Source organism: Colwellia sp. 12G3 (assembly GCF_002836775.1).
Lineage (GTDB): Bacteria > Pseudomonadota > Gammaproteobacteria > Enterobacterales > Alteromonadaceae > Colwellia.
This window is the reverse complement of sequence record NZ_PJAQ01000005.1, coordinates 15,994-28,068: the sequence shown is the minus strand read 5'-3', so window position 1 is coordinate 28,068 and position 12,075 is coordinate 15,994. Positions and strand designations below refer to the sequence as shown.

Below are 12,075 nucleotides of genomic sequence, written 5' to 3'. Positions count from 1 at the left end.
CTTTAGACAGGCTTTTTGATCTTGTTAGCGTTTTAGACACGTTCATCCTTGTTAACTAATTTACCATCGCTACTTGCTACTGTGTTCACCTTTGAACTTGCTTGCGCTTGCATCTGCTCAATGTTCTGCTCAAAAGAAACGTCAACACGTAATCCACCTAACAATGGTGATTGAGACAACGTAATATTTCCGCGATGCATATCAACAATATGTTTTACTATGGTTAGGCCTAAACCACAACCCAGTACGCTTGAATCGTGTTGATCGCCCCCCACTCGATAGAATCGGTCAAATACACGGTGGTATTCTTCTGCTGCAATCCCTTTACCTGAATCTTCAATAACAACAGTAATTTTAGTTGTTTGTGTTTGCTTGGTATCCAATTGAAGACACTGAGTACTGACCTTTATCTCTCCATTTTGTGGGGTATATTTATTAGCATTTGAGATTAAATTCGTTAACATTAACTGCAAAGAAAGTTCATCGCCCTTAAGGATTATTTCATCACTTGTTAGGGTTATTGTTTGATGTTTATTCGCGATAGCTTGGTAGAGATCGCCAATAACAGCTTGCAATAATGGTTTCAATTTTACCTGCTGTTGACTCTGGTTTATTTGGTCGGGGTTAGTGCGATTTAAATGCAGTATCTGATCTATTACATGCCCCATACGATCAACACTTACTGTTAATGGCTTAATTAAGTCTGTTGGATATTTTTGTCCTTGCTCATTCAAATCGCGCGAAAGATTATGGACATTTATTTTTAAGACACTCAAAGGCGTTTTCAGCTCATGCGCGGCATCAGCGGCAAAGTGCCGTTCTCGTTCGAACGCTAAGTTTAATCGAGCAAGGAGTTGATTTAAGGTTGATACCACACTACTTAGTTCACTGTTATCAACCTGTAAATCAAGTGGGGTAAAATCATTACTTTGTTTATTTGCTAACGCGGTAGTTAGCTTATGTAATGGCTTTAAACCTTGTGTAATGATGCCATAAATGAGCAGAGACAATAATACAATGGCGATAATCATTGGAGTAACTGCCGCAAGAATGACCTCTTGAGCAAGAAGAAACTGTTTCTTTAATGGTTGAGCAACAATGATAACCAATCTATTATCGCTTCCTTTAAAGGAATGAACGAGGCCATTATCGGGAGTATTACCTGCTGAATTAGCGGAGGAACTAGCTTGTTTATCGGCTAAATAAATGGCATGCCAACGTTGCCCAGAAAAATTCACTTCTCCAAAATGTGTTGAGTTTTGCTGTAGACTCATTATTGGTTTAATGGGTGAATTCGCACTCTGGATAACTAAGTTATCTCCTTGCCACACTTGAAAAGCAAAGCTGGTTTGCTGTTTAATAGAACTTAGCTGCGGCTTTTTATTATCAAAGGTTTGGTGCAGGCCTTTTACTATTTTAGCAAAATCGACTAATTGCTGTTCAAATAGTTTTTCAGCACGCGTCATACTCGCTTTATAGCCTTGAATAGCAGCAATAAAAGTAATTAAGGTTAATAAGGCGACTAAGGTTAATACCAAATAACGACGAATGCTCATAAACTTATTTCTATGTGTGAGTTATTTTCAAAAGAGATGATCTCAAGGTAATTAGTTTTGAGGTTGATTAATAATGTAACCCACACCGCGTACATTTTGTATAAATTTACTAGGTAGACTCTTTCTTAATTTATGGATATGAACTTCGACAGCATTACTTAACACCTCTTCACCCCAATGGTAAAGTTTAGACTCAATTTGTTCGCGCGATTGGATACGTCCTGCATTTTCCATTAATGCCTTTAACACCATAAATTCTTTTTTGGAAAAGTGTACCTCACTTGCAGCCTGTTCTTCTTCTTTTGTGTTACTTTGTTCGTTGTTTAGCGCATCTGTGCTCGCACATGGTAATAAAAAAACTTTATGAGCCTTAGTATCCAAACTGACACGGTCAATCGTTATCATTGAGCTCGATGCTGTGCCTAATCGACGTTCTATCACCCGCAATCTTGCCAATAATTCTTGCATATCAAACGGTTTTGCTAAGTAATCATCTGCACCATAATCTAAGCCTTGCACTTTACTATCAATGCTATCTCTGGCGGTTAAAATAATAACAGGTAAGTCATTCTTTTTAGCTCTTATCTCTTTTAGTACCGTTAAACCATCAATGTCTGGCAAGCCTAAATCGAGAATCACCATATCATGACTAGGCACAGCTAAAGCAGTTAGCGCCAGTTTGCCTCGAGATAAGTGATCTATAACAAAGCCTTCTCGTTCTAGAGACTGTTGTAATGCTTCGGCTAGTCCTTGATCATCTTCTACTAATAAAATTCTCATGTAGTTAGTTACCTTCTTGTCCAAAAAGTAATGTCTTGTTCTGTTAAAAATTGTTCGGCATGCTCACCTTGTAATAACGCTAAAGTGGCTAAAATACCTGCTTGTATACATTGTGGCGCTACGGTTGTGATAGAGCGTGGCGCGTGTATAATCGGCCAGCCTGTTTTAGCATTTAATACGTGGCCATAGCGCACCCCATCTTTTATTAAATACCGCCTGGCATCTCCACTAGTAGCTAAAGCCCCATGGTTCAGTGCAACAATCATATCTTGTTGTTGGCCAAGAGCATCACTGTCAGGGTGTTCAATAGCAACTTGCCATGCTTGATGATTAAGCCGGGGACCTGTTACTGCCAAATCGCCCCCTAAGTTCACTAAAATAGGGGCATCCGTTAATTGTTTTGCTAATAATATGCAACGGTCAACGGCATATTCTTTACCTATACCACCAAAATCTAGTTGCATGTTTTTTGGTAAAGAAATACTTTGTTGATCATAAACCACTCTTTGCCAGCCAACAAAACTCAGAATTTTGTTAACGTCGGTTGCGCTAGGAAAGTGTTGACATTCACCCTTTTGCCCATCAAAAGACCACACTTTTCTCAGTACACCTGAACTAATATCAAACAGGCCGTCACTTAACTGATAGCATTGTTCGGCAAAATTAAGTAACAGATAAGTTTCTTCATCAATGGCAATATGTTTACCATTACTGGTATTTATTTCACTACAAATACTACGGCTGTCATAGCGACTGTATTTATCTTCAATACGCCAAACTTCCTCACTAACAACTTGAGCAACTTGCTCAGCTAGGCACCTATCTTGTGTCTGTATTAAAACTTCACATGGACTGGCCATAGCATTAAAACTAATGCTATAGCCATCTTTTTGATAGTTTACTTTAACTGAACGTGGTTTTTGCATAGTGTTTTATAACAACTAAATACTTTTCGAACAGTTTAAAATGAATAACTCACTTGCGCAATAACGGCTTCAACTACCGGATACAAATCCAAGCTACTTATTCCTTGAGGATCAACAAACCCAGCATTAGTTGGCATTTGACGATAATATTCAATTCTAAACGACAGTTCATTACCACCGTTAAGCACAACCCCATATTTTGCTCCGACAGTAACCGCTGTCATTTCGCCAATACGATAATCTGCACTAACAAAACTTATCGGAGCTTGTTCGTCGACTACATACGGTTGGTAGAAGTCCGCTGCACCTTGTTGATAAAAGCGAATATGCGGTTCAATATAACTTGCTGCTCCAACTGGAATAGTAAAGCGGGTATCAATAGTATGAGAGTTAATTCCCCAATCATCCCACATATAGCGATAAGAGACATCCGCTACCGTATTAAGCAAACTATCATCAAAATGATATTTTGCCTGCATAAAAGTACTCTGTTTTACCCGTGAATCTGGTCGATTTTCATAAATATAATCTTGGGCTATCCCTTCGTTATTTAGCACACTGACCACTTTAAACGGGTCAGTTAAATAGCCATCGACCATAGAATAAGAATAATTAAAGGCGGTGATCATACGACGATTTATTACTTGGGTAAAACCAACAAGTATATCTGCAGTACTCTTATCCTCGCTATCCCCTATCCTTGTTTTGGCAAATTCAGTGTCCCAATCTGATGCTCCAGAGTCACCAACTAGCATTGATGAAAATGGTTTTGGAATGCCTCCCTCAGGGGTAAAGGTATCTTGGAAATAACTTAACCCCATTGAGATAGTCGAATTTTTCCTATTAAAATCATAGGCTAAATTACCATTAACACCTAAAGACAAATAATCATACTCTTTCGAAAAATGCCCGCCAACACTGCCGGTAATATTTTCCGCTAAGGGTTGTGTCCATTGGCCATTAAACTGAACACGTGTATCATGAAAAGTATCATCAAGCGGTGTTTCACCTGCTGGAGTAACATACTGTCCATTACCCGAAGGACGAGTGAATGTTTGTGCGTTAGGCTGGGCAATAGCGCCATTAGCTGATGCACCAGTTAAGGCATCAACCGTTAATTTCAAACTCAAAACCTCGTCATTATCAAAGGTTTTTGTACCCGCGATAATCGCTTCAGTTGCACTGACTCGGTCTACTTCTGAATATACTAAAAAGGCACTATCAAATTGCCACTCATTAGCTTCTTTTGCTTGTACTGCTGACGCTGAGACAACACTTGTACCAAGTAAAGCACTAGTCGCCAATGATAACGCTGCCTTTAAATTTGTATTTCTATTTTTTTTGTTACTTGTTTTATTTAGTTTATTCATTAGTTACACCCACAACCACCGCCACCAAAACTTTTCCCACCACTTGATGCTTCTTTAGAGAAATAGATATGATCATCTAAAGCTGCATCAACAGGGCTGGACGTAAGCGCCATTTCTTTTTTCGCCAATAAATCACGTTCCCAAGGCTCTACCCCTAAACTACTACAGGCGCTAAGACTGACAGTGACCGCTGTTAATAAAACAAGCTTAAATGTTGACGTTTTAAATTCGGGTTTATTCGCTTTCATGGTTGCCTCTGTTTGTCTTTTTCGAAAGAGTGGTTGATGACGAGTTAAGTAACTGTTTAATCTCATCTTCATATTGATTCATTTTACCGGTAAAAAATCCACTATGGCGAAATTTAATCTCACCATCTCGACTTATTAGCATACTTGTTGGCATGCCCTGAATCGAAAAATGTTTGGCTATGGTACCTTTATGATCATAAATGACCGCAAATAACGCAGGATTATCTTTTAAGAATTGACTGGCTTTAGTTTCATCTGCATCTAGATTGATACTGATAACAGTAAAACCCTGTTCTTTATATTGCTGTTGGATTTTATTCATCCAAGGAAAAGATTTAACACAAGGTCCACACCATGAGGCCCAAAAATCAATATATACGACCTTACCTTCCTGTGCTAACAGCGCCTGTTCAAGAGACTTTCGTGGACTATCAAATTGATCTGCTGGTAGAGCTGAAGCAGTAAAGCTTAATAGCAGCAAAGCAAACACGAGTGTTTTTTTCATCTATATATCCCTAAAAACTATTTGTAGTAACTGTATTAGTGCCGTTAGCTTAGACAAGTAAACTTAACTAAAACTTAAGAAAGCTAATTCTTAAGTTTTAGTTATATTTTATCGCTAAATTAACGTTCGTTTAAAACTAATTTGGGTATATACTGCGCCGCCATGGCGATAATTAATGATTCAACAAAATAATGACGACTCATAAGGCTTTTGCTTTATTGTATTTTTTATTATGCTTTTGCTTTTTAAGCACAGGTTATGCTCAACCTTGCTTGGCAGATAATAACTCAGCTAATGACTCTCATTGCCAACTGTCATTAGAAGATTTGCCTGAATCTAGCGCACTGTTAAACAATAACCAATATATAACATCATCTGGCCACACAGTCCTATTCATTGAAAACACTCCTTTAGAAAAGCAAAGAAGTCATACCTTACCTTGCTGTAATCGTGGTCCCCCTCCATTATTTTTATAAAATAGCAACCAATACGATAAGCCATGACTTATAACGAGTTGAAATGGCTTAGCATTTTATTTTTATTAAACAGGTATTCTTTATTAACAAATTGATTTATTAACAATTAATTTGTTAACTACCCGTAACAATCAAGATGCAACTTTTACATGACTTTATTCCGCAAAAATTAATCAAATCATAGAATATATGCTTAAATTTTTTTGCTTAAAGTGATTTTAATTACCACTAAAATCCTGCACTTTGAATGTTAACGAGTATCGAAGCCTCTTAACGCGTTAGTAGCCCTAATTATGATTAATACTGTTATTCTCATCTTAGTTATCATCAGCTTTTTGATGATTATTACTGAAGACTTAATTCACATCAACAAAGCTAAAACCACACTATTTTTTGGGACGCTTTGTTGGATCCTTGCTTTTATTTTCCCTATTAACAATAACTTGGCGAGTGAAACCACTCACCAACTTAATGAAAACTTACTTGAGATTGCTACCTTATGGTTGTTTCTAATGTCGGCAATGACGTTTGTTGCTTACTTAAATAGCAAAGGTTTTATTTCCGCATTAGTACAAAGAATACTGCCAAATTCTGTATCAGAACGTGGTTTGATGTTTGTTATTGCTATATTTGCCTTTGTTTTCTCATCTTTTGCCGATAATGTCACGGCAACCTTAGTGTCTATTACCGTGGTAATGAACTTACAGTTGGAAGTAAAGAAACGACTAAAATATGCCACTTTAATTATTTTTTCAGTCAATAGTGGTGGCGTTTCTCTTATTACCGGTGATGTAACAACGTTAATGATATTTCTCGAAAATAAAGTCACTATTTCCAATTTACTTATTTTAGTTTTACCTTCATTTTTAGGTGTATTAACCTTAGCGAGTTTATTATCCATGAAACTCTCTGGAGTGGTTGAATTAGCACAAGCACGCATTAAAATTGAAAAAGCCGATATCATAATAGCCCTCATTTTTGTATTTACTATTTCAGGTACTTTACTGGCCAATGTGCTATTTCAAATTCCTCCGGTATTAAGTTTTTTGTTTGGTTTATCCGTCATGTTTTTAGCAGCAAATCTATTACCTAATAAAAATAATAAGGATGTTTTAAACTATATACGCGAAGTTGAATATGATGCCCTACTGTTCTTTTTAGGGGTCTTATTGCTGGTAGGTATTTTAAAAGAAATTGGTGTGTTGAATGGTTTTACAGCGTTGTATCAATATTTTCCCGCCATAACAGTTAATTATTTAGTTGGTTTTCTATCATCAGTAATTGATAACGTTCCTTTAACTGCAGCCTTATTAAAAGCCGATGTTGATATGAAGGTTACCGAGTGGTTAATGTTAACGTATGCGACTGGCGTTGGTGGTTCAATTCTAGTAATAGGCTCTGCTGCAGGCATTATTGCTATGAGCAAAATAAAAGAACTAAACTTCATCAGTTACTTGAGAAATTCCTTATATTTAATTGTTGCTTATACAGTAGGTTATATTGGGGTGTATTTCGCCGCTAATTGGGCACTCACTTAATACAATCTAAAAGTAATGCTTGTTCCCTCTAGGTACTAATAACCTTGGGGGAATAAACAATTAAGAGGTAAATATACCTAGGAACACTTATCTTTAGTGATTTTTTGTCGTTACTAATGGTGCTAACTGGCGCAATTTACAAGTTCAAATACTTATCATAAATCTTTTGGAATGCTCCACTTTCTTTCAAGTAACTCAAACCTAGATTAAAGTCGTCACGTATTTTTTTATCTCTAAATACAGGACGATAATTCATTGGATCAACAGTGATAAATGGGTGTTCCTCAACAGCACTAATTTCTAATTTATCGATTAGCTTTATTTGATTAACAAAGTATTTGAAAATATAGCGATCGCAAAGCACGACATCAAATCGTCCTAGATGGAGTAATTTAACTTGTTTTAATTGATCACTGACCCCAAAAAATCTTTTTTCATTTACTACTTTTTCTAACCAATGTGCATAGCGTTTTTCAGCACCTTGAAAAGATGCCACGAGTAGTGGGTTTAAATCACTCGGTTTATTTATCACAATCTTTCTACTTTTGAGGGTAATAAAGACGTTGTCATAGATTACAGCAGGATTACCGTAAAAAGCCCCCTTTAACTCTACCCCCATATCGCCCATTGCAGCATCAACGAGATTCTGAACATAAGCGAGAGGAACTCTGCCTAAAGGATAATATAAAGGCTTTAGTGTATGTCCCTTATAGGCTAGAGCAGAAGAGATGATGTCAATTTCAATCCCGGTATTATTTTTTTCAATAATATAAGGTGGGATATCTTGGCTAAAGGCCATGACTATTTCTTTGCCGATAGCTTTGCTACACATTAACCCAATAATAAAAATCACACTATATTTGAGTAATTTAATTGTCATTCCTAATATTTAGTAAAGCTATAAGTCGTATATAACAACGATAGTAATTAAATTTAATAAAAATATATAGTGGTTATTTACTTTTATTACCTTAAAACGTCAGCTTAAATTCCTTACATCACTAACCAATAAACCACGCAGCCTATCCATCGAGCTAAAGTGAATCAACTAACTTAATTGCGCTATAAATACTTATCTAACCTGAGGTTTGGATAAGAGTTTTGTAACTTATTGAAGTTAGGTGAACAAATTAACTTAAAGTTCCAGTGACGAAATTTAAGTGTCTATTAAGATATTTTTACAAACCAATAACTGGTTATTGGGAGTAAAAATAACGCTGATAGGCGCTTAAATAGCGTTATTGGGCAAATTCGCTTATCCGAAGTTCAGGTTATCTAATATGCACACTAGAGTATTTCGTATTTTAGCAACGCCTTGAAGCCAATAGGTTATTTATTAACTGTCTTGTTGGTATATTGGTTTTCTGTAGTAGGTAAAGCTGCTATTCCTACTTTTAAAGCGAAGCTAAATTAAGATTAATTACCACAATGCTGGTATGCTCGCCAGCAGACCAGATAATTATGTACTATACCACCAACATTAATGACTGAGATCTACAATGCAGACTTTCAATCCTTATTTAATTCCCATAATGCATGAAATTGATCAATTCTTGAATTGTTTATCGCTAAGCAATGAATACAAAATAATCAAAAACTTACAAGACAAAAAAATCCCGCCTTTTGACGATTTTTCATTAGCTCACCCCAAAGATTTATTTAGTGCGCACTTTCTTTGTATGCACGCGCTCTATCATTTAAAAAAACAATATCAACACTCGCAAAAATTCACACTTATCATTCAATCGGTGCATATACAAAAAATAACGTTACATAATCCGATAGCTGTCCACGAAGCGTCACAAAAAGCTCTTGAAACAACTGACCCACTCGAAAGTTATTACTTAAATTCAAAGTACTATTTTGAAACGCAAGAAGATGAAATAAATGACATGCTGAAATCATTTTGGCAAAAATATATCGCGCAAGATAACAAAAAAGAGGCACTTGATACTTTAAATCTTCCGACTCATGCTGATGCAAAAATGATTAAAGCTCAATACCTTCGTCTCGCTCAACAGCACCATCCTGATAAAGGCGGATGTGCTGAAACGTTTACCAAAATTCGTCAAGCGAAAGCAGTATTAGATAAGATATTTTAAACACGTAGGCTTTTAATACTACACCTAGCATTTTATTCAGCTGAACTTAACTCTAAGATTCATCTTTTACCGGTAAAGTCGACTCTTTCTTGTGTTTGCTTATTTCTTGCAATAGCTATTTTTTGTCATACAATTAAAGAGTTACTTTATTCTTAACAAGAGAACACCATCAATAAATATCTACTTTTCATCGGTCTTATACTTTTTAGTGTAAGTCAGAGTGTACTTGCAAATGAAAAAGTTGTTTTACAACTTAAATGGATGCATTCCTTTCAATTTGCAGGCTACTATGCGGCAAAGAATCAGGGGTATTATCAAGATGCTGGTTTTGATGTTGAAATAAAACAAAGGGATATAAAAACAAGTCCTATTGATGATGTACTCGCAGAACGAGCAACGTTTGGTATTACTGATTCAAGTATTGTATTACAGCGTATGAACGGTAAGCCTGTGGTTGTGTTATCTGCCATTTATCAACATAGTCCATTGGTACTAATAGCATTAGCTGAATCGGGAATTCGTAGCCCTGAGGATTTAATAGGAAAACGAGTTTCTTATCAAGATGGCCTAGACAGTGCGACGATAACGGGAATGTTTTCAGCGCTGAATATAAAAAAAAGTCAATATCAGTATGTGCCTTTCAATTTTAATGATGAAATATTGATAGATGGCGATGTTGACGCGTTTTCTGCTTACATCACAGATCAACCTGGTTTATATCAACAAAAAAATATACCCATAACCATTATTGACCCGAGAAATTATGGCTTAGATTTTTATGGCGATATGATTTTCACCACTCAACATTATGTCGAATCTACACCGGAACGCGCACAAGCCTTTGTTGAAGCGAGTATTAAGGGCTGGGTCTATGCATTAAATCATCAAGAGGAAATGGTTGATTTAATTATTAATAAATACCGTTCAACCAGCGATAAATCACTATTACTCTTTCAAGCAAAAAAAACCAAGCCGTTAGTTCATTCTGAAGTAGTGCCTATTGGAACGATCTACAAAAATAGATTTTTACGTATTGCTGATGTTTATCGAGAATTAAATCTGGTTGATCACGAGAGTTCGTTAGATGGCTTATTACTCGAAGATTATATCAATAAAGAGCCTTTTTTAAGTACTCGATATTTATTGATAGGCACAGCAATGAGCCTTTTGTTATTGATGATTACTATTGGCTTTAATCATCAACTGCGTCGTCGAGTACAAATAAAAACATTGGCTCTGCAATCCGCCAATCAAAGCTTAAGCGACAAAATCACTTTAATTAACGAGCAGTATGTATTGCTCGAGCATGCAAAAGAAAAAGCGGATGACGCTAACAAAGCCAAAAGTCTTTTTGTTGCCAATATGAGCCATGAAGTGAGAACGCCAATGAATGGTATTTATGGTTCGTTACAGTTACTTAAAAATGAAAAACTTTCTGCCAATAGTGTTGAGTTAGTGTCTAATGCGTTTTCATCCACCAAAAAACTACTAACCATCATTAATGATATTTTAGACTTTTCGAAAATAGAAGCGGGTAAATTACATATTGAACATTGTGAATATAATCTTGTTGAAATCATTAATGAAATCAAATCTGATTTTTCACGTTTGGCAAATAAAAAGGGCGTGAAGTTTCAGTTGTCAATTGCACCTAAATTCATGCACTACTGGTTAGGCGATCCCGTTCGAACTAAACAAATACTGGTTAATATTTTATTTAACGCGGTCAAATTTACTGAAAAAGGCGTTGTCATATTGGCAGTAGACCTTAATCCAGCGATCAAAGGAATACGCTTTACCATTACAGATACCGGCATTGGTATGAATAAAGAAGCTGTAGCTGAATTGTTTGAGCAATTTACTCAAGCAGACTCATCGATAACGCGAAAATATGGTGGCACAGGCTTAGGTATGTCTATATCTAAGAACTTGATTGATTTAATGGCAGGAAAAATAAATGTCAGTAGTGAAATCAATATAGGGACAAGCTTTGTGGTCGATTTACCTATGGTTCAAGTTGAAAAACAGCCTCTATTCAAAGCAGATAAAGAAAGTAAAATCATCCCGCCAGATTTATCAGATAAAGTTATTCTAATTGCAGAAGATAATCGAATTAATCAGATCATCTTAAAAAAAATGTTGCTGTTAACGCAATCGACAATTTTATTAGCTGAAAATGGTATTCAAGCGATTGAGCAATATGAGGCTTATAAACCTGATTTAATTTTAATGGATATTCAAATGCCAGAACTTGATGGCGTTAGCGCTTGTCAAAAAATAAGAGAGAAATCGAGCGATATAATTATTATTGCGGTTACCGCCAATGTAATGAAAACTGAAGTTGAGCATTACCTAGAAACAGGATTTAATGCTCATTTAGGTAAACCAATAGATCAACATGCTTTTTATCAGTTATTAACAAAACACTTAATGTAACTCGTTTACTTTACGAATAATCTGCGTGCCTCCCTTGCCCTTCAACTATTTATAAAAGAACAGTGTATTTTCTTACTAGTTATTAGCAATAACCGATTTTATCTATGTCCACTCACCAGTCATTTTAATTTCATGCAC

Annotated in this window: 11 protein-coding genes; 4 read left to right on the top strand and 7 right to left on the bottom strand. The window is 36.0% G+C overall.

Features of this window, described 5'->3' with window-relative positions; all coding sequences use genetic code 11:
* Window positions 1-32: 32 nt before the first annotated feature.
* Genes CXF71_RS01605 through CXF71_RS01580 form a run of 6 tightly spaced genes read right to left on the bottom strand, consistent with a single transcriptional unit; the run spans window position 33 to window position 5,385 of the window.
* Entirely contained in the window at window positions 33-1,556 is a 1,524-nt protein-coding gene (locus CXF71_RS01605; RefSeq protein ID WP_101231250.1) for an ATP-binding protein, read from the bottom strand.
* Between the two features lie 51 nt (window positions 1,557-1,607).
* Complete coding sequence (locus tag CXF71_RS01600) at window positions 1,608-2,336, bottom strand: response regulator (protein ID WP_101231249.1); 729 nt, start codon at window positions 2,334-2,336, stop codon at window positions 1,608-1,610.
* Window positions 2,337-2,344: 8 nt separating this feature from the next.
* Window positions 2,345-3,262, bottom strand: coding sequence for an FAD:protein FMN transferase (locus tag CXF71_RS01595; RefSeq protein WP_101231248.1), 918 nt, complete (start codon window positions 3,260-3,262; stop codon window positions 2,345-2,347).
* Between the two features lie 35 nt (window positions 3,263-3,297).
* The gene (locus tag CXF71_RS01590; protein WP_101231247.1) at window positions 3,298-4,632 is read right to left on the bottom strand and encodes a DUF3570 domain-containing protein; all 1,335 of its coding nucleotides are present in this window, start codon (window positions 4,630-4,632) and stop codon (window positions 3,298-3,300) included.
* Entirely contained in the window at window positions 4,632-4,880 is a 249-nt protein-coding gene (locus CXF71_RS01585) for a DUF4266 domain-containing protein (RefSeq protein ID WP_101231246.1), read from the bottom strand. Before CXF71_RS01585 ends, CXF71_RS01590 begins: the two co-directional genes overlap by 1 nt.
* Entirely contained in the window at window positions 4,867-5,385 is a 519-nt protein-coding gene (locus tag CXF71_RS01580; RefSeq protein ID WP_101231245.1) for a TlpA disulfide reductase family protein, read from the bottom strand. Before CXF71_RS01580 ends, CXF71_RS01585 begins: the two co-directional genes overlap by 14 nt.
* Window positions 5,386-5,576: 191 nt before the next feature.
* On the opposite strand from CXF71_RS01580, the gene CXF71_RS01575 reads away from it, so the two are divergent.
* The gene (locus CXF71_RS01575) at window positions 5,577-5,861 is read left to right on the top strand and encodes a hypothetical protein (protein WP_101231244.1); all 285 of its coding nucleotides are present in this window, start codon (window positions 5,577-5,579) and stop codon (window positions 5,859-5,861) included.
* Between the two features lie 293 nt (window positions 5,862-6,154).
* Complete coding sequence (gene nhaD, locus CXF71_RS01570) at window positions 6,155-7,399, top strand: sodium:proton antiporter NhaD (protein ID WP_198559801.1); 1,245 nt, start codon at window positions 6,155-6,157, stop codon at window positions 7,397-7,399.
* A gap of 136 nt (window positions 7,400-7,535) precedes the next feature.
* On the opposite strand, the gene CXF71_RS01565 is transcribed toward nhaD, so the two are convergent.
* On the bottom strand, window positions 7,536-8,279 hold the full coding sequence (locus tag CXF71_RS01565; RefSeq protein WP_232771337.1) for a substrate-binding periplasmic protein: 744 nt from the start codon (window positions 8,277-8,279) through the stop codon (window positions 7,536-7,538).
* A gap of 619 nt (window positions 8,280-8,898) precedes the next feature.
* Between CXF71_RS01565 and CXF71_RS01560 the strand changes: the two genes are divergently transcribed.
* Together CXF71_RS01560 and CXF71_RS01555 are read left to right on the top strand one after the other, a co-directional pair.
* Window positions 8,899-9,501, top strand: a complete 603-nt coding sequence (locus tag CXF71_RS01560) for a DNA-J related domain-containing protein (RefSeq protein ID WP_101231243.1) — start codon at window positions 8,899-8,901, stop codon at window positions 9,499-9,501.
* 261 nt (window positions 9,502-9,762) lie between these two features.
* The gene (locus tag CXF71_RS01555; RefSeq protein WP_101231242.1) at window positions 9,763-11,937 is read left to right on the top strand and encodes an ABC transporter substrate-binding protein; all 2,175 of its coding nucleotides are present in this window, start codon (window positions 9,763-9,765) and stop codon (window positions 11,935-11,937) included.
* Window positions 11,938-12,075 lie beyond the last annotated feature (138 nt).